The organism is Xanthomonas sp. CFBP 8443, from assembly GCF_025666195.1.
GTDB lineage: Bacteria > Pseudomonadota > Gammaproteobacteria > Xanthomonadales > Xanthomonadaceae > Xanthomonas_A.
Window position 1 is genome coordinate 2,214,302 of record NZ_CP102592.1, and the last position, 18,625, is coordinate 2,232,926.

The following is an 18,625-nucleotide window of genomic DNA, read 5'->3' on the forward strand; positions in this document are numbered from 1 at the left end:
CCCGTCGCATCACGCATCGAGAACGAGTTGAAGGGACACCGGAGCCAATGAGGATGAACGACTTGACCAAGAATCTGTTGCTGTGGGTAGTCGTCGCCGTCGTGCTGATGGTGGTGTTCAACAGCTTCTCACCGCGCCTGGCCGGCGGCGCCGGCAACGACACCGTGACCTACACCCAGTTCCTCAAGGAAGTGGATTCCGGGCGGGTGAAGTCGGTCGACTTCACCGACGACACCGGGCTGTCGGTGACCGCGATCCGCTTCAAGCGCAGCGACGGCAGCGAGAGCACGGTCTACGGGCCGCGCGACGATAAGCTGGTCGACGTGCTGTACAGCAAGAACGTGGAGATGACCCGGCAGAAGCCGGCCAATGGCCCGAGCTTCTGGTCGCTGGTGCTGAACTTCCTGCCGGTCATCCTGATCATCGGCTTCTGGCTGTTCATCATGCGCCAGATGCAGGGCGGCGGCGGCGGCGCCAAGGGCGCGATGTCGTTCGGCAAGTCGCGCGCCAAGCTGCAGGGCGAGGACCAGATCAAGATCACCTTCGCCGACGTCGCCGGCTGCGACGAGGCCAAGGAAGAGGTCGGCGAGCTGGTCGACTTTCTGCGCGATCCGACCAAGTTCACCAAGCTCGGCGGCAAGATCCCGCGCGGCGTGTTGATGGTCGGTCCGCCCGGCACCGGCAAGACGCTGCTGGCCAAGGCCATCGCCGGCGAAGCCAAGGTGCCGTTCTTCAGCATTTCCGGCTCGGACTTCGTCGAGATGTTCGTCGGCGTCGGCGCCAGCCGCGTGCGCGACATGTTCGAGCAGGCCAAGAAGCACGCGCCGTGCATCATCTTCATCGACGAGATCGACGCGGTCGGCCGTCACCGCGGCGCCGGCCTGGGCGGCGGTCACGACGAGCGCGAGCAGACCCTGAACCAGTTGCTGGTGGAAATGGACGGGTTCGAGGGCGGCGAAGGCGTGATCGTGATCGCCGCGACCAACCGTCCTGACGTGCTGGATCCGGCGCTGCTGCGCCCGGGCCGTTTCGACCGCCAGGTGGTGGTCGGCCTGCCGGACGTGCGCGGCCGCGAGCAGATCCTGAAGGTGCACATGCGCAAGCTGCCGCTGGCCGACGACGTCGAGCCGATGGTGATCGCGCGCGGCACCCCGGGTTTCTCCGGCGCCGACCTGGCCAACCTGTGCAACGAGGCGGCGCTGTTCGCCGCGCGCGAGACGGTCAAGGAAGTCCGCATGGACCACTTCGACCGCGCCCGCGACAAGATCCTGATGGGCGCCGAGCGCCGCTCGATGGCGATGAGCGAGGAAGAGAAGACGCTGACCGCCTACCACGAGGCCGGCCACGCGATCGTCGGCCGCCTGGTGCCGGAGCACGATCCGGTCTACAAGGTCACGATCATTCCGCGCGGGCGTGCGCTGGGCGTGACCATGTACTTGCCGGAAGGCGACAAGTACTCGATCAACCGCGTCGCGATCCAGTCGCAGCTGTGCTCGCTGTACGGCGGCCGCGTCGCCGAAGAGCTGATCTTCGGCACCGACAAGGTCACCACCGGCGCCTCCAACGACATCGAGCGCGCGACCAAGATGGCGCGCAACATGGTCACCAAGTGGGGCCTGTCCGACGAGCTGGGGCCGATCGCCTACGGCGAGGAAGACGACGAGGTGTTCCTGGGGCGCTCGGTCACCCAGCACAAGAGCGTGTCCGACGACACCGCGCGGCGCATCGACGAAGTGGTGCGTTCGATCCTCGACAAGGCCTATGCGAAGACCACGCAGATCCTGACCGAGAATCTGGACAAGCTGCATGTGATGGCCAACCTGCTGCTGGAGTACGAGACCATCGACGTGCCGCAGATCGACGCGATCATGGAAGGCCGCGATCCGCCGCCGCCGGTGGGCTGGAGCAAGTCCGGCAAGGACGGCGGCAACGACAAGGGCAATTCGCGGCCGCTGCCGCCGATCGCCGGGCCGGCCGAGCAGCTTTAAGCGCGATCAGGTCCGTCCGAAAAAAGCCAGGGAGCGATCCCTGGCTTTTTTGTTGTCTGCTTTGCACCTCTGGCGGTGCAGGGGGGCAGCCGGCGTAGGGATGGCATCGCTCCGGCCGATCTTTTGGCGCATCCCCGCCGCCGGTCGTCGTAGGCGCTGCGACTGGGCGACAATGGCGTTCCGTTATCACTGTCCGCCTATGCCATCGCTCGCTTGTCCTTCGCTGCCGCCGCTTGCCAACGCCGCGGTCGCCACGATGCTCCGCGCTGCTGCGCCGGTGGCAAGCAAGGACACGCACAGCATCCCCGTGCATCGCGGCAACCACCAGGAGCACTGCTGATGTTCGACACTTCGCCGAGCCTGGATTGCGGCGGACGCCGCCTGCTGCTGGATCGCCCGCGGGTGATGGGCATCGTCAACGTCACCCCCGACTCGTTCTCCGACGGCGGCGCGCATGCGACGGTGGAGGCCGCCGTCGCGCACGGGCTGCGCCTGGCGGAGGAGGGCGCCGACCTGCTCGACATCGGCGGCGAATCGACCCGCCCCGGCGCCACCCCGGTGCCGGTGGAAGAGGAATTGCGGCGGGTCATCCCGGTGATCGAGCGGCTGGCGGCGCAGACCGCGTTGCCGTTGAGCGTGGACACCTTCAAGCCGGAAGTGATGCGCGCGGCGGTCGCCGCCGGTGCCGGCATGATCAACGACGTCCAGGCTCTGCGCCGGCCCGGCGCGCTGGATGCGGCGGCGCAGCTGCAGGTGCCGGTGGTGCTGATGCACATGCCCGCGGACGCCTACGCCGCGGGCAGCGCGCCGCACTACGACGACGTGGTCGGCGAGGTGCACCGGTTCCTGGCCGAGCGCATCTTCGCCGCGGAAATGGCCGGCATCGACAAACGCCGCTTGCTGGTCGATCCGGGCTTCGGCTTCGGCAAGGGCACCGCCGACAACCTGCAACTGCTGGCGCAGCTGTCGCGCCTGGTCGAACTCGGCGTGCCGGTCATGGCCGGGCTGTCGCGCAAGCGCAGCATCGGCGAGCTGACCGGACGCACCGCGCCGGAGCAACGCGTGGCCGGCTCGGTGGCGGCGCACCTGCTGGCGGCGCAGCGCGGCGCGCTGCTGCTGCGCGTGCACGACGTCGCCGCCACGGTGGACGCGTTGAAGGTCTGGCAGGCGCTGGCGGCGGTGCCGCTGCCGCGCGCCGGCGCCGCGCCCGCCGCGATCCGCTGGCCGGACGAGGACTGATGGCGGCGGACCGGCGCCCGCGCGCGATCGCGCTGATGGGCCCCACCGCGTCCGGCAAGACCGCCGCGGCGATCGCCCTGGCCGAGCGCTACGGCGGCGAGATCGTCAGCGTCGATTCGGCGCTGGTGTACCGCGGCTTGAGCATCGGTGCGGCCAAGCCCGATGCGCAGCAGTTGGCGCGGGTGCCGCACCATCTGCTGGACCTGCGCGATCCTTGGCAACCGTATTCGGCCGCCGAGTTCGCGGTGGACGCGCGCGCCGCGCTGGACGCGATCGTCGCCCGCGGCCGCCTGCCGATCCTGGCCGGCGGCACCGGGCTGTATTTCCGGGCGCTGCTGGAAGGCCTGGCGCCGATGCCGCCGGCCGATCCGCAACTGCGCGCGGCGCTGGCCGAACGCGGACAGGCCGAAGGCTGGGCGGCGCTGCATGCGCAGCTGCGGCAGGTCGATCCGCTGGCCGCGCAGCGGATCCGGCCCGGCGATGCCCAGCGCATCCAGCGTGCGCTGGAGGTATTCCAGCTCAGCGGCCGCCCGATCAGCGAATGGCAGGCGCAGCCGGGGCCGCCGCGGCTGCCGTTGCGGGTGCTGAAGCTGGTGCTGGCGCCGGCCGAGCGCGCGCTGCTGCACCGGCGCATCGAACTGCGCTTCGACGCGATGCTGGCGCAGGGCTTCCTCGACGAGGTGCGTGCGCTGCGCGCGCTGCCGGCGATGCGCCAGGCGGCGCAGCCGCTGGAGCTGCCGGCGGTGCGCGCGGTCGGCTATCGCCAGGCCTGGGAACACCTGGACGGCGCCAGCGACGCGGCGACGTTCCGCGAGCGCGCGATCTTCGCCACCCGCCAGCTGGCCAAGCGGCAGCTGACCTGGCTGCGCGGGGAGCTGGACGCGCGCTGGTTCGACCCCGAACGCGACGGCGCGCGTCTGGATGGGGCGGTGGCGGACTTTCTCGGCTGATTGGCTACGCACCGCGCTGTGCTTGTGCCCGCGGTTGTGTAACATCGGCGGTCCGGGCCACGGCAGGGGAGCTGCAGTGCCGACCCGGGCACATAAAAACTATAAACGGGAGTGAAGCATGTCCAAGGGGCAATCCTTGCAGGATCCTTTCCTGAACGCGCTGCGTCGCGAACGGGTGCCGGTTTCGGTGTACCTGGTCAACGGCATCAAGCTGCAGGGTACCATCGAGTCCTTCGACCAGTTCGTGGTGCTGTTGCGCAATACCGTGAGCCAGATGGTCTACAAACACGCCATTTCCACCGTGGTGCCCGCGCGCAACGTGCGCGTCGGACCGGGCGGTGGCTATGTGCAGCAGAACGAGGGTGGCAGTGCGGAAGATGACGAAGCCGAGTAGCACGCAGTTGAAGAACGGAGCCGCGGGTGTTTGACCGTTCCCGCCGCGGCGAGCATGCATTGCTGATCCAGCCCTACGCGGGAGGACCGGTGGAGGACGACGTGCTGGAGGAGTTCGCCGATCTGGCGCGCTCCGCCGGTGCCACGATCGCCGCCACGCTGACCGCGCGCATCGACAAGCCGAGCCCGTCGACGCTGATCGGCAGCGGCAAGCTGGAAGAGGTCAAGGCCGCGGCCGAGGCGACCGGCGCCGACCTGATCCTGGTCAATCACGCACTGAGCCCGGGCCAGGAGCGCAATCTGGAGAAATACCTGGAGCGGCGGGTGATCGACCGCACCGGGTTGATCCTGGACATCTTCGCGCAGCGCGCGCGCAGCCACGAGGGCAAGCTGCAGGTCGAGCTGGCGCAGCTGCGGCACATGGCCACGCGGCTGATACGCGGTTGGACCCACCTGGAGCGTCAGCGCGGCGGTTCGATCGGCCTGCGCGGCCCCGGCGAAACCCAGCTGGAAACCGATCGCCGCCTGCTGCAGAAGCGGGTCGAGCAGCTGCAGAAGCGGCTGGAAAAGGTCGAGGTGCAGCACACCCAGATGCGCCGTGCGCGGGTGCGCAGCGAACTGCCGCGGATCGCGGTGGTCGGCTATACCAACGCCGGCAAGTCGACCCTGTTCAATGCGATGACCGGCGCCGAGGCCTACGCCGCGGACCAACTGTTCGCGACGCTGGACCCTACCGTGCGCCGCATCGCGCTGCCTGGCGGCAATGCGATGCTGGCCGACACCGTCGGCTTCGTGCGCAACCTGCCGCACGAACTGGTCGCCGCGTTCCGTTCGACCCTGTCCGAGGCGCGTGAGGCCGACTTCCTGCTGCATGTGGTCGATGCGGCCGACCCGCTGCGCGAGGAGCGCATCGCCCAGGTCGACGAGGTGCTGCACGCGGTCGGCGCCGGCGATCTGCCGCAGCTGCTGGTGTTCAACAAGATCGACCGCATCGAAGGCGCCGACGTGCGCCACGACGCGCAGGACGGCGTGCCCGACGCCGCGCGCCGCGAACGCGTCTGGATCTCGGCGCGCGACGGACGCGGCCTGGACTTGCTGCAGAGCGTGCTCGGCCAACGCCTGGGCCTGCAGCACGTGCAGGGCAGCCTGCGCCTGCCGTCCAGCGCCGGTCGCCTGCGCTCGCAACTGCACCAGCTGCAGGTGATCCGCAGCGAGCAGGCCGACGAGGACGGTTGGCTGCTGCAGGTGGACATCCCGATCACCGAGGCCGAGCGCCTGGCCGCCAGCGCCGATGGAGCGCCGATCCGCGCGCTGCTGCCGCCGCGCGAGGAAGAGGAATGGCAACAGCGTTAGTCGCCGTGCGCGGATGACGTTGTTGTCAACTCGCCGAGGCGCATCTTCGGCTCAGTCGTTTACAGCTCGCGCAAGTTCTGTAGGAGCGGCTTCAGCCGCGACAGGCCGTACCGGTAGCGCCGGTCGCGGCTGAAGCCGCTCCTGCAGTGGCGTTCTCTCAATCGCAACGTCGCTGTTCTTCTTCGCTGCGCCGCGAAGACAATGCTGGCGCAGCCATGCCGGCTAGGTTGTATCTGACCCACAAGCGCCAGCTACCCCGCCTGCGCCAGCATCGCTGAAGCCACGCATGGCCTCGCACCGCGCAGGCGCGACAGCCGTAGCGAATTGGGCTACAAAGCGCATTGGTTTCCCGAGCTGTGCCATGAACGTCCCCACCGATTCGCAACTCCTGCAGCTCGCCACTGCGCTCAGCGACCAGCTGCGCACCACGCGCGAGCGCCTGGTCACCGCCGAGAGCTGCAGCGGCGGCTGGATCGCCAAGGCGATGACCGATATCTCCGGCTCCTCGGACTGGTTCGACTGCGGCATGGTCGCCTACAGCTACGAAGCCAAGCAGGCGTTGCTCGGCGTGCGTCCGCAGACGCTGGAACACCATGGCGCGGTCAGCCGCGAGACGGTGATCGAGATGGTGTCCGGCGCGCTGGTCAATTCCGGCGCCAGCATCGCGGTGGCGGTGACCGGCATCGCCGGTCCCGGCGGCGGCTCCGCCGACAAACCGGTCGGCACCGTGTGGGTGGGCTGGAAGCGGCGCGGCGGCTACGCCAGCGCGCAGCTGTTCCATTTCGATGGCGATCGCGACGCGGTGCGCCGGCAGACCGTCGCCGCGGCGCTGCGCGGACTCGGCGCGCTGCTGTGAGCGCCGGCGGCTAGATGGCGACCGCGATGTGGGAAGCGCTGAGCACGGTCCGCGACCTGGGGCGATTGCAGGAAATCGCCTCGGTGCTGATCCGCTACGGATTCGGCGACGTGGTCCGCCGCATCGGCATGGCCGACGTGCTGGAGCGCGCCGGGCGCCTGCTGCACTGGCACAACGCCGAGGAAATGCTGCGCATGTCCGCGCCGCAGCGGGTGCGGCGCGCGCTGCAGGATCTCGGCCCGACCTTCGTCAAGCTCGGCCAGGTGCTGGCCACGCGCGTGGACTTGCTGCCGCCGGAGTGGATCGACGAACTCGGCGAATTGCAGAACGCGGCGCCTGCGCTGCCCTACGAACAGATCCTGCCGCAGCTGATCGAGGCGTTGGGCGAAGCGCCGTCGGCGATCTTCGCCCAGGTCGAGGAAGCGCCGCTGGCCGCCGCCTCGCTGGCGCAGACCCACCGCGCGTGGCTGCACGACGGCACGCCGGTGGTGATGAAGGTGCGCCGCCCCGGCATCCGCGACGTGATCGAGGCCGACCTGCGGCTGCTGGCGCGGCTGGCGGAGATCGTCGAGGCGCGTGCGGCCGACCTCAAGCGCTACCACCCGGCGGAGGTGGTGCACCAGTTCACCCTGTCGCTGCGGCGCGAGCTGGACTTCGCCGGCGAATGCCGCAACGCCGAGCGCATCGCCGCCAATTTCCAGGGCCACGACCAGATCGTGATCCCGCGCGTGCACTGGCAGTGGACCTGCGAAACCCTCAACGTGCAGGACTTCGTCGCCGGCATCGGCGGGCGCGATCTGGCCGGGGTCGATGCCGCCGGGCTGGACCGGCGCCGGCTGGCGCGCGTCGGTGCCGACATCGTGTTGAAGATGGTGCTCGAGGACGGCTGTTTCCACGCCGATCCGCACCCCGGCAACATCTTCTACCTGCCGGGCGAGCGCATCGCGGTGATCGATTTCGGCATGGTCGGGCGCATCTCCGAGCAGCGCCGCTACCAGGTCGTGCAACTGCTGCACGGGCTGGTCACGCAGGAGTCCGAGTCGGTCGCCGACGTGCTGCTGGAATGGACCGATGGCGACGTCGAGATCGACGAGGCGCGGCTGCAGCTGGAGATCGCCGGGTTCGTCGACCAGTACCGCGGCGTGCCGCTGAAGGAACTGCGGATCGGCGCGATGCTCGGCGACGTCACCGCGATCCTGCGCCAGCACGCGCTGGCGCTGCCGGCCGACCTGGCGTTGATGATCAAGACCTTCCTGACCCTGGAAGGGGTAGGGCGCCAGCTCGATCCGGACTTCGACATGGCCAGCGCCGCGGCGCCGTACTTGGAACGGGTGATGCTGCAGCGCTTCGCCCCGCGCGCGATGGCCAAGCGCGGCCGCCGCACCGTACTCGGCGCGCTGGAACTGCTCGGCGACCTGCCGCGCGATACCCGCCGGCTGCTGCAGGCGGCGCGGCGCGGGCGGCTGCAGCTCAACGTCGAAACCACCTCGCTGAAGGGCTTCGGCGACCAGGTCAACCGCGCCGCCAACCGGCTGACCATGGGCATCGTCACCGCGGCATTGATCATCGGCTCGTCGATCGTGATGAACAGCGTCGGCGGCGTCTCCAGCCGCTGGTTGCTGGCGATCGGCGTGGGCGGCTTCATCGGCGCGGCGCTGTCGGGCGTATGGATCCTGATCTCGATCTGGCGCAGCGGGCGCTGAGCGGGGCGGGGTGCGCCGGCGGGAGGGGCCGGTGCGGTGCGCGGCCGCGATGATCTCCGTGGCTGTCTGATTGGTCGCGAGCGGCCGTCGATCCAGGATTTGCCGGCCATTGTGGGGCGCGTGGCTGCGTTTTCGGTTGATCCACACAGCCTGATCGCCGATCCAAACCTGGCCGGCGACGCCCGCCGCCGTTGAAGCACGGCAGGTTCCACTCCTGCCGCTCGCCCGATCCGCCCCGTAGCCGGACGTCCTGGCAGGTCACGTAACAGTTGCCCATTTCCGTTTTTAGTAGTATTACTACTAACCATGGAACTGACCGAAACCCAGCAAGCGATCCTCGACCTGATCGCCGAGCGCATCGAACACGACGGCGCACCGCCGTCGCAGACCGAGATCGCCCGCGCCTTCGGCTTCAAGGGCGTCCGCGCCGCCCAATACCATCTGGAAGCCCTCGAGCAGGCCGGCGCGATCCGGCGCATACCGGGCCAGGCGCGCGGGATCCGGCTGGTGACCGGCGCGGCCGCACCGGCGCCGGCGCCGCAGGTCGACAGCGCCGACATCCTGCGCTTGCCGGTGCTGGGGCGGGTCGCTGCCGGTCTGCCGATCGGGGCGGACATCGGCTCGGACGACTTCGTGGTGCTGGACCGGGTGTTCTTCTCGCCGGCGCCGGACTATCTGCTGAAGGTGCAGGGCGACTCCATGCGCGACGAAGGCATCTTCGACGGCGACCTGATCGGCGTGCACCGCACCCGCGACGCCCGCTCCGGACAGATCGTGGTGGCGCGGATCGACGAGGAGATCACGGTCAAGCTGCTGAAGATCGGCAAGGACCGCATCCGCCTGCTGCCGCGCAACCCGGACTACGCACCGATCGAGGTCCTGCCCGACCAGGACTTCGCGATCGAAGGCCTGTATTGCGGGCTGCTGCGGCCCAACCGCTGAAATCCTTGCGCGAGCAAGGAATGCACTACACCGCCAGCCGGATTTTTCCGACCTGGTACATCGCCATTCGCCGCTGTCGTACACGGGCTCGGACGGATTATTTTTTCATCGCCGCACACCGTCTCAGCCTGTGCGATACCTGGCCGCTAAATTGAACCTACCCCGCAAATCACCCTCACCTCCGAAGGACACCAAAATGGACGAGAACAAGAAGCGCGCGCTCGCCGCTGCCCTGAGCCAGATCGAGAAGCAGTTCGGCAAGGGCTCAGTGATGCGGATGGGCGATCGCGTCATCGAAGCCGTGGAAGTGATTCCGACCGGCTCGCTGATGCTGGACATCGCGCTGGGCATTGGCGGCCTGCCGAAGGGCCGTGTGGTCGAGATCTACGGCCCGGAATCCTCGGGCAAGACCACGCTGACCCTGCAGGCCATCGCCGAGTGCCAGAAGAAGGGCGGCACCGCCGCGTTCATCGACGCCGAACATGCGCTGGACCCGATCTATGCGGCCAAGCTGGGCGTCAACGTCGACGAGTTGCTGCTGTCGCAGCCCGATACCGGCGAGCAGGCCCTGGAAATCGCCGACATGCTGGTGCGCTCGGGCTCGGTCGACATCGTCGTGGTCGACTCGGTCGCCGCGCTGACCCCGAAGGCCGAGATCGAAGGCGAGATGGGCGACCAGCTGCCGGGCCTGCAGGCCCGCCTGATGAGCCAGGCGCTGCGCAAGCTGACCGGCAACATCAAGCGCTCCAACACGCTGGTGGTGTTCATCAACCAGCTGCGCATGAAGATCGGCGTGATGATGCCGGGCCAGAGCCCGGAAGTGACCACCGGCGGCAACGCGTTGAAGTTCTACGCCTCGGTGCGCCTGGACATCCGCCGCATCGGCGCGATCAAGAAGGGCGACGAGATCATCGGCAACCAGACCAAGATCAAGGTGGTCAAGAACAAGCTGGCGCCGCCGTTCAAGCAGGTCATCACCGAGATCCTGTACGGCGAAGGCATCAGCCGCGAAGGCGAGCTGATCGACATGGGCGTGGAAGCCAAGCTGGTCGAGAAGGCCGGTGCCTGGTACAGCTACGGCAGCGAGCGCATCGGCCAGGGCAAGGACAATTCGCGCCAGTACCTGCGCGACAACCCGCAGGTGGCGGCGAAGCTGGAAAGCGAGCTGCGCGAGAAGTTCCAGCCTACGGAAATCGCGCCGAGTGCGGCCGAAGCCGAGGATGCCGACGCCGACGCCGAGGCGTGATGGTCTTCTGCCGGGGGAGCGGTGGAGTCAGTGCCGCTCGTCTCCCTCGGCAGTCTTGAGCAAGCCAGGAGGGCAGGTGCCAAGGACGGCACATTGATGATCGTGGCGGTGAGCCTGCATGGGTGACGACGAACAAGCACAGGAACCGCGCCGGCGCCGCCGGCAGCCGGAACAGACGCCGCTGCAGAAGGCCTTGGGCCTGCTGGTGCGCCGCGAGCATTCGCGCAAGGAACTGACCCGCAAATTGCGGGTGCGCGGCGTGGAGCCGGATGCCGCCGCCGCCGCGGTGGACCGCCTGGCGGGCGAGGGCTGGCAGGACGATGGCCGCTTCGCCGAACTGCTGGTGCGCAGCCGCGCCAATACCGGCTACGGACCTTTGCACATTCGCGCCGAACTGGGCACCCACGGCCTGGACAGCGAGGCCGTCGCCACCGCGATGGCGGCATTCGAGGGCGATTGGACCGAAAACGCCCGCGATCTGGTGCAGCGGCGCTTCGGTGCGGCCGGCCCGGTGGACCTGCAGCAGCGGCGCAAGGCCGCCGATCTGCTGGCGCGGCGCGGTTTCGATGGCGACAGCATCCGCGCGGCCACGCGCTACGAGCCTGAGGACTGAGCGGGCCGGGCCTGCTAACCTTGGCGGATTGTCTTGTCCGGTTTCCGCACGCCCTCATCTTGAGGGGGTACGCCCGGAAATCCGTCCGCTCGTCTATAGCCAGCCCATGAACGCACCCGCCAAATTCTCCACCTCCCAGATCCGCAGCGACTTCCTCGAGTTCTTCAACGGGAAGGGCCATACCATCGTTCCGTCCGCGCCGCTGGTGCCGGGTAACGATCCGACGCTGCTGTTCACCAATTCCGGCATGGTGCAGTTCAAGGACGTGTTCCTTGGCGCCGAGAAGCGCAGCTACGTGCGCGCGGCCGACGTGCAGCGCTGCCTGCGCGCCGGCGGCAAGCACAACGACCTGGATTCGGTCGGTTATACCGCGCGTCACCACACCTTCTTCGAAATGCTGGGCAACTGGTCGTTCGGCGACTACTTCAAGAAAGAAGCCATCGCCTGGGCCTGGGAACTGTTGACCCAGGTCTGGAAGCTGCCCGCGGAACGCCTGCTGGTCACCGTCTACCACACCGACGAGCAGGCCTACGAGCTGTGGCGCGACATGATCGGGGTACCGCCGGAGCGGATCGTGCGCATCGGCGACAACAAGGGCGCGCCGTACGCCTCGGACAACTTCTGGCAGATGGCCGACACCGGCCCCTGCGGCCCGTGCACCGAGATCTTCTACGATCACGGCGCGCACCTCGCCGGCGGTCCCCCGGGCTCGCCGGACGAGGATGGCGACCGCTTCATCGAGATCTGGAACCTGGTGTTCATGCAGTTCGACCGCCAGCCCGACGGCACCCTGGTGCCGCTGCCGGCGCCGTGCGTGGATACCGGCATGGGCCTGGAGCGGCTGGCCGCGATCCTGCAGCACGTGCACAGCAACTACGAGATCGACCTGTTCCAGACGCTGATCCGCCATGCCTCCGAGCTGACCGGCATGGCCGACCTGGAGAACAAGTCGTTGCGCGTGATCGCCGACCATATCCGCGCCTGCTCGTTCCTGATCGTCGATGGCGTGCTGCCGTCCAACGAAGGCCGCGGCTACGTACTGCGCCGGATCATCCGCCGCGCCCTGCGCCATGGCTGGATGCTGGGCGTGCGCCAGCCGTTCTTCCACAAGATGGCGGCCACCCTGTCCGAGCTGATGGGCGAGGCGTATCCGGAACTACCGGCGGCGCTGTCCACCGTGCAGCGGGCGCTGCAGGCCGAGGAGGAGCGCTTCGCCGAGACCCTCGACGCCGGCATGAAGATCTTCGACGAGATCGCCGCCCGTGCCAATGGCAGCATCCCCGGTGCGGACGCGTTCCGCCTCTACGACACCTATGGCTTCCCGGTCGACCTCACCGCGGACATCGCGCGCGAGCGCGGCATGGACGTGGACATGGCCGGTTTCGACAGCGCCATGGAGCGCCAGCGCGAGACCGCGCGCGCGGCCGGCAAGTTCGGCGGCGGCACCTCGCTGCCGGCCGACCTGGTGGCGCAGCTGGCGCCCACCGGCTTCCTCGGCTACGACGCCTTGCAGGCCGACGCGCTGAAAGTGGTCGCGCTATTGAAGGATGGGCGCCCGGTCGAGTCGGTCGAGGCTGGCGATGCGGCGATCGTGCTGCTCGATCGCACCCCGTTCTACGCCGAATCCGGTGGCCAGGTCGGCGATCTGGGCCAGCTGAGCGCCGACGGCGTGCTGTTCCAGGTCGAGGAAACGCAGAAGTTCGCCGGCCAGTTCCACGGCCATGTCGGCCAGCTGCGCAGCGGCCGCCTGCAGATCGGCGCCACGTTGTCGGCGCAGGTCGACAGCGACCGTCGCGGCGCCACCATCCTCAACCATTCCGCCACCCACCTGCTGCATGCCGCGTTGCGCGAAGTGCTGGGAACCCATGTACAGCAGAAAGGCTCGCTGGTCGCCCCGGATCGGCTGCGCTTCGACTTCTCGCACTTCCAGCCGATGAGCGCCGAAGAACTGGCGGTGATCGAGCGCAAGGTCAACGCGCAGGTGCGCGCCAACCATGCGGTCGAAGTGCACCACATGGGCATGCAGGAAGCGCTGGACTTCGGCGCGATGGCGCTGTTCGGCGAGAAGTACGGCGAGCGCGTGCGCGTGCTGCGGATGGGCGACTACTCCACCGAGCTGTGCGGCGGCACCCATGTGGCGCGCACCGGCGACATCGGCCTGTTCAAGATCACCAGCGAAGGCGGCGTGTCCGCCGGCGTGCGCCGCATCGAGGCAGTGACCGGGCAGGGCGCCCTGGACCATGTCGCGGCGGAAGAAGCCAAGCTGCGCGAGGCGGCCGAGCTGGTCGGCGGCAGCGCCGGCGACGTGGTCGACAAGATTCGCCAGCTGGGCGACAAGCACAAGCGGCTGGAGCGCGAACTGGAAGCGCTGAAGGCCAAACTGGCCTCCGGCGCCACCGCCGATCTGGCCGCCGCGGCGGTCCAGGTGGCGGGGGTGAAGGTGCTTGCGGTGCGCCTCGAAGGCTTTGATGCCAAGGCATTGCGCGATGCGATGGACCGCCTGAAGCAGCAGCTGGGCGACAGCGTGATCGTGCTGGCCGGGGCCAGCGAGGGCAAGGCCGCCCTGGTCGCCGGGGTGAACGGCAGCCCAATGGGCCGGGTCAAGGCCGGGGAACTGCTGAGCCATATCGCCGGTCAGATCTCCGGCAAGGGCGGCGGCCGCCCGGATCTCGCCCAGGGTGGTGGCGAGGACGGGCCCGCCCTTGCCCTTGCGCTCGAGGGCGTACCCGACTGGGTCAAGCAACATCTCCCCTGAACACGAAGCCGCACTGCCTTGCTGGCAGGGCGCGGCTTCCCTTAACATCGATCTTCTTTTCCCTTTCGTTATGGGGCGCCCGAGTCGGACGCCGTACCGGTGGGAATCACCGGTTCCCTGGAGAATTTAAAACATGTTGATCCTGACTCGCCGGGTAGGCGAAACCTTGATGATCGGCGATTCGGTCACCGTGACGGTGCTTGGGGTCAAAGGCAATCAAGTGCGCATCGGCATCACCGCGCCGAAGGATGTGGCGGTGCATCGCGAAGAGATCTATCAGCGCATCCAGCGCGGCGATGAGCCGACCTCGCACGGCGGCGGCCATGGCGATCAATCTGCCGATTGATGCGTCGAAAGGGTTTACCTGAGACCCTACAAACCGTTATCCTTCGCGCCCGGTCGCGGAATATCCGCAACGCATGAATCCGGAGTGATGCCCGAGCGGCTGAAGGGGCTCCCCTGCTAAGGGAGTATAGGGTCAAAAGCTCTATCGAGGGTTCGAATCCCTCTCACTCCGCCAGTGTCAAGGAACGCCCGCAAATCAACGATTTGCGGGCGTTTTTCTTTTCGGCCACCTTGGCCACTCGCTTGGACACTTCCATGCGAGTCGCGCATCACCTCACCCGCGGCGAGACCGGCCGCTTCTACGTTCGTTTGCGCATTCCTGCCGATCTGCAGGCGCGCCTCGGCCGCAAAGTCGTCAAGCGCAGCACCGGCACGACCTGCGATCGAGCCGCGCTTGGCTGCGCGCTGCTGGTGCAGCAGTGCGTAGCTCGGGCCTTTGCAGTCATCAGGAACGGCAGCATGGGGTCGGAACTGGATGAGCTCTTGAGGAGCTTGGAGGGAAGTCGTCGCTCGAGCTGCTCAACGAGGGCGCCAACCCGGGCACTTGCGGCCCGCATGGTATTGCGACGCTTTGGCCGTGAGCTTCAAGGAGCGGGCCGGCTACCTCTGCGAGATCACCTGCGCAGCCCGGGCGTCTTCGCTCCTGGCTCGGTTGAGGGCGTGGAACGAACACTCGCCTGGGGTTAGGGCGGCCCTGGCTCGGATAGTGGCGTGCTCCAAGCTCAAGGCTGGTCAAGCACCGACGGCGCAGCGGCGATGAGCCGCGAAGCGGGAGGCGATGGTTCGAAGGCAGTGCGGCGGCCTCCTATGGCGAGGCCAAGCGGCGCTCCCGCCGAGTCGCGCCAGGAGAGTGCCCCATGACGCGCTTGTAGGCGCGACTGAAAGCTGCCTGCGACGCGTAGCCGAGACGCTCTGCCACGGCCTCTATCGATAGGCTTTGGTGGGTCAGCCATTGACTTGCCAACTGCATTCGCAGTTCAGTCACGTAACGCAGGGGCGCGGTTCCAATGACGCTCTGGAACCGATCGGCAAACACGGATCGTGAGACGTTTGATTCTGCAGCCAGCGCTTCGACGGTCCAGTCGCGCCCGGGGTCTTTGTGTAGGGCAAGCAACGACAGCGATAGACGAGGGTCGCGCATGGCCATGACCAGGCCCGATGCTGCTTCGCAACCGCGCTCGACCCAATCACGGACGATCATGGCGGCGACTGCATCCGCCAGCCGGGCGAGTATTCCGGCAAATCCAATACGTCCTGAGCACACTTCGCGCTTCATCGCGTCGACCATCGGCAACAGCCCAGAAAACTGAGCGGCGTTGCCATCGGCCAACATCACGGTCGGCATCAACTTGCTCAGCCCATGCATGCCACCTAGATCGAACACCATGCATCCGTGGAAGAGCACGGCGCTTGGCACGGGATGTGTGCTCGGGCACGTGTCTATCCCGCTCACCGCGTCACCTAGTGGGGCTGCGTCTATCGTTTCTAGGCACTGGACTGGATGGTCCTCACCAGACAACAACGCGTGTCCTTCTCCGCGGGGAACAAGCACGACATCCCCGGCGGATAGACGGTGTTGGCTGCCGTCCGCGCTACGAAGAATCGCATTGCCCACCGCCAAGTAGTGGAAGTAGGCATGCCCTGGCTTTAGGGGAAATCCAAGCCCAAAGGTCGGCCCGGTCTGAATGCGTCGGTATTGGACGCCATGTAACCGCATGCCGGTCAGCAGCTGACTGATCAGATCGGTGGGCTGGGGTGGAGCGTGGCTTATTGAGGCGGACAGGGGTTTCGATCAAAAATACAGGTCAGACAATCATAGATCATCCTGACTCGGCTCCATAGACTCTCGGCTGCACGATTGCACTGGGATCTTTGATGAGTAATGAGGTAGTTGATGCCGCAGACGCGCCTGATTCTGTGGTATGGGGTAGCAGGGAGCCGTCTTCATCGGCATGGGTGGCCGTGTTTTCGCTGGCCATGGGTGTCTTTGGGCTGCTCACGGCCGAATATCTGCCTGCCAGCCTGTTGACGCCGATGGCGGCGGATCTGGCTGTGTCGGAGGCGCTGGCCGGTCAAGCGGTGACGGTCACTGCTGTGGTGGCCCTGTTCGCTGGACTGCTTGTGCCTCGGCTGACCCGTTCGATAGACAGGCGCCGGGTGCTGTTGAGTTTCACGGGCCTGATGATCCTCTCCAACGCCTTGGTGGCGCTGTCTTCCAGCATGGGAGTCCTGCTGGTGATGCGAGTCCTTCTGGGCGTGGCGCTGGGCGGCTTCTGGAGCATGGCAGCGGCGGTGGCCATGCGGTTGGTGCCGCCACAGCGCGTGCCTCGCGCGCTTTCCATCATCTTCAGCGGGATTGCGGTCGGCACGGTGGTATCCGTTCCTTTGGGGAGCTACCTGGGAGGCCTGCTGGGCTGGCGCAGCGCCTTTTGGGCTGCGACGGCGGTAGGTGGACTCACTTTTGCGTTCCAGTGGTTCACGCTGCCCCGAATGGCCCCGCGTGAGGAGGCACTCCCAGAGTCGGTGGTGGGACTCTTGCGCCGGCCAGGCGTTGCGCTCGGAATGCTCGGCTGCGTCCTGGCGCACACCGGCCAGTATTCGCTCTTTACCTATATCCGCCCAACGTTGGAGAGCCTGGGGCAGATGAGCGCCGATGGCCTAGCGCTGATTCTGCTCGGTTTCGGCGTGGCGAACTTCGTCGGCACACTACTGGCCGGCTGGCTCATGGAGCGCAGTTTGAAAGTCACGTTGGTGATCATGCCTGCCTTGGTGGGCGTAGCCGCGCTCGGCATGGTCCTGTTGCCGGTGGGCGTTGGTGGGCTATCGATCCTTGTCGCGCTCTGGGGCCTGGCCTTCGGTGGCGTGCCCGTAGCCTGGTCGAGCTGGGTCGCGCGTGCGGTGCCCGATCAGGCCGAGAGTGCCGGCGGGATGGTGGTCGCCGCGGTGCAGTCCTCCATCGCGGCGGGGGCCGCCTTGGGCGGGCTTGTGTTCGGGCTGGGGGGTATCGTTGCAGTCCTCATTGTTGCCGCGACAGTGATGCTCCTCGCTAGCCTGCTCATTGCATTCCGAGTCAGGATGAACTCGCCGACGCTCTCGGCAGTTCCGGCGTTTCACATCTAGCTGTCATCAGCCCTCTGAGCAGCGCTATGCCGGCACCTTCAGGTCGAGCGCCATATCCCACCGGTCCAGGCCCGCACCATAGCCATCTGGCACTACTTGCTTCACCACAAAGCCAAAGCGAGCGTAGAAGGCCTGTGTGTGTTGGCTGGTGTCCAGCACGACTTGCGCGACGTCCGGCCTCAGGCGCAGGGCTTCCAGCCGAGCCAAGAGCAGCATTGTCCCCAGGCCTTGCCGATGCAGCTTTGGATGGACCATGCCCCAGCAGAGGCTGGCTGTCGTGCCGTCCGTGCCGATTGAGTAGCCCGCGCACGCAATCACTTCATCCGCGCGCTCAATGACTTGGTAGTGCCAGGCAGCGGCATGGTGTGTTAGAAATCGCACGAAGTCAGGGCGTTCCTCAGCGCTGAAGAACGCCGGTACATTGCCATCGAACAGCGACAGGCAGGCGCCGAAGTCGTCAGGACGGTAGGTCCGAATCGTATCCATGCCTCCAGTTTGCCGCAGACAGGCACGCTGCACGAAGGAGGATTGCGGTAGCGAGTCACCCGCGTCGACTAAAAGTGTGTTCAGAGCAGTCGGTCGCTTTGGCTAGCGGCCGCCCTGAAACTTGAAGGTGAAGCGAGCGGCGGATGCCGCGGCGTCCCCATCGATGGGAACGGGGGTAGCGTCCACCAGCGTCAACGTTCCACCGGCAACGGGTACCGGGGCGCCGAGCGTGAGGTCAATCTGCTTGGACCAGCCGCCACCGAGTACGGTTACCTTGACGATCAGCCGTCCAGCGTGAATGCATTGAACGTCGGCCGGACAGCGGCTGTCCTCGATGACGCGTTCGGGACGCACCCTGGGCCCATCGACCGCCGCAATTTCTCCCAGACGCACAGGGCCTTCGATAGGCCGGCTCGCGACGGGATCACCTGCCGCGCATCCTGCAAGCGAGATGGCCACAAGCGAGGCAAGCACCAGAGTTCGGATGGAATGGATACGTTCCATGGCGGTGGTCATGCTCGCGTGTTGTGGAGATAGAAGCCGATGGCCTCGGCAAACTGTGCTCATGGATGGATCGCCTCAATGTGATGCAGCATCACTTCACCATGGTGCTCTCGCGAGCGCCAGCATTGCGGT

Annotated in this window: 17 protein-coding genes and 1 tRNA gene; 15 read left to right on the forward strand and 3 right to left on the reverse strand. The window is 67.1% G+C overall.

Going from position 1 to position 18,625, the window contains the following annotated elements; genetic code table 11:
- Positions 1 to 53 precede the first annotated feature (53 nt).
- The 14 genes from ftsH to NUG20_RS21845 all read left to right on the forward strand — a co-directional run bounded on the left by ftsH (position 54) and on the right by NUG20_RS21845 (position 15,070).
- A complete protein-coding gene (gene ftsH, locus NUG20_RS09505) occupies positions 54 to 1,988 on the forward strand; it encodes an ATP-dependent zinc metalloprotease FtsH (protein ID WP_263398087.1) in 1,935 nt (644 codons plus the stop codon).
- 339 nt (positions 1,989 to 2,327) lie between these two features.
- Entirely contained in the window at positions 2,328 to 3,227 is a 900-nt protein-coding gene (folP, locus tag NUG20_RS09510) for a dihydropteroate synthase (RefSeq protein ID WP_263398088.1), read from the forward strand.
- Positions 3,227 to 4,177 (forward strand): tRNA (adenosine(37)-N6)-dimethylallyltransferase MiaA, encoded by a 951-nt coding sequence (gene miaA, locus NUG20_RS09515; RefSeq protein WP_263398089.1) that lies wholly within the window; start codon positions 3,227 to 3,229, stop codon positions 4,175 to 4,177. The genes folP and miaA overlap by 1 nt, the downstream gene beginning before the upstream one ends.
- Positions 4,178 to 4,295: 118 nt before the next feature.
- Positions 4,296 to 4,571, forward strand: a complete 276-nt coding sequence (gene hfq, locus NUG20_RS09520; protein ID WP_009604477.1) for an RNA chaperone Hfq — start codon at positions 4,296 to 4,298, stop codon at positions 4,569 to 4,571.
- 26 nt (positions 4,572 to 4,597) lie between these two features.
- Positions 4,598 to 5,923 (forward strand): ribosome rescue GTPase HflX, encoded by a 1,326-nt coding sequence (gene hflX, locus NUG20_RS09525; protein WP_263398090.1) that lies wholly within the window; start codon positions 4,598 to 4,600, stop codon positions 5,921 to 5,923.
- A 361-nt stretch (positions 5,924 to 6,284) separates the two neighbouring features.
- Positions 6,285 to 6,779, forward strand: a complete 495-nt coding sequence (locus NUG20_RS09530; protein ID WP_263398091.1) for a CinA family protein — start codon at positions 6,285 to 6,287, stop codon at positions 6,777 to 6,779.
- A gap of 26 nt (positions 6,780 to 6,805) precedes the next feature.
- On the forward strand, positions 6,806 to 8,482 hold the full coding sequence (locus NUG20_RS09535; protein WP_263398439.1) for an ABC1 kinase family protein: 1,677 nt from the start codon (positions 6,806 to 6,808) through the stop codon (positions 8,480 to 8,482).
- Between the two features lie 306 nt (positions 8,483 to 8,788).
- Positions 8,789 to 9,424 carry a transcriptional repressor LexA gene (gene lexA, locus NUG20_RS09540; protein WP_263398092.1) on the forward strand — a complete coding sequence of 212 codons (636 nt, stop codon included), beginning with the start codon at positions 8,789 to 8,791 and terminating at the stop codon, positions 9,422 to 9,424.
- Positions 9,425 to 9,620: 196 nt separating this feature from the next.
- Positions 9,621 to 10,670: a recombinase RecA gene (gene recA / locus NUG20_RS09545; RefSeq protein ID WP_263398093.1), complete on the forward strand. Its 1,050-nt coding sequence runs from the start codon at positions 9,621 to 9,623 to the stop codon at positions 10,668 to 10,670.
- A 118-nt stretch (positions 10,671 to 10,788) separates the two neighbouring features.
- A complete protein-coding gene (recX, locus tag NUG20_RS09550) occupies positions 10,789 to 11,283 on the forward strand; it encodes a recombination regulator RecX (protein WP_263398094.1) in 495 nt (164 codons plus the stop codon).
- A 106-nt stretch (positions 11,284 to 11,389) separates the two neighbouring features.
- Entirely contained in the window at positions 11,390 to 14,038 is a 2,649-nt protein-coding gene (gene alaS / locus NUG20_RS09555) for an alanine--tRNA ligase (protein ID WP_263398095.1), read from the forward strand.
- 133 nt (positions 14,039 to 14,171) lie between these two features.
- Entirely contained in the window at positions 14,172 to 14,384 is a 213-nt protein-coding gene (gene csrA, locus NUG20_RS09560) for a carbon storage regulator CsrA (protein ID WP_263109581.1), read from the forward strand.
- An 81-nt stretch (positions 14,385 to 14,465) separates the two neighbouring features.
- Positions 14,466 to 14,558 (forward strand) — tRNA-Ser (locus NUG20_RS09565).
- Between the two features lie 80 nt (positions 14,559 to 14,638).
- A complete protein-coding gene (locus tag NUG20_RS21845; protein WP_317852740.1) occupies positions 14,639 to 15,070 on the forward strand; it encodes a DUF6538 domain-containing protein in 432 nt (143 codons plus the stop codon).
- 118 nt (positions 15,071 to 15,188) lie between these two features.
- On the opposite strand, the gene NUG20_RS09570 is transcribed toward NUG20_RS21845, so the two are convergent.
- Entirely contained in the window at positions 15,189 to 16,100 is a 912-nt protein-coding gene (locus tag NUG20_RS09570) for an AraC family transcriptional regulator (protein ID WP_263398096.1), read from the reverse strand.
- A 245-nt stretch (positions 16,101 to 16,345) separates the two neighbouring features.
- On the opposite strand from NUG20_RS09570, the gene NUG20_RS09575 reads away from it, so the two are divergent.
- Positions 16,346 to 17,503, forward strand: coding sequence for an MFS transporter (locus NUG20_RS09575; protein WP_263398097.1), 1,158 nt, complete (start codon positions 16,346 to 16,348; stop codon positions 17,501 to 17,503).
- 24 nt (positions 17,504 to 17,527) lie between these two features.
- Here the strand turns inward: NUG20_RS09575 and NUG20_RS09580 are convergent, their stop codons facing one another.
- Both NUG20_RS09580 and NUG20_RS09585 read right to left on the reverse strand, forming a co-directional pair.
- Positions 17,528 to 17,989: a GNAT family N-acetyltransferase gene (locus NUG20_RS09580; RefSeq protein ID WP_263398098.1), complete on the reverse strand. Its 462-nt coding sequence runs from the start codon at positions 17,987 to 17,989 to the stop codon at positions 17,528 to 17,530.
- Between the two features lie 102 nt (positions 17,990 to 18,091).
- Complete coding sequence (locus NUG20_RS09585; protein ID WP_263398099.1) at positions 18,092 to 18,505, reverse strand: hypothetical protein; 414 nt, start codon at positions 18,503 to 18,505, stop codon at positions 18,092 to 18,094.
- Between the last annotated feature and the right edge of the window lie 120 nt (positions 18,506 to 18,625).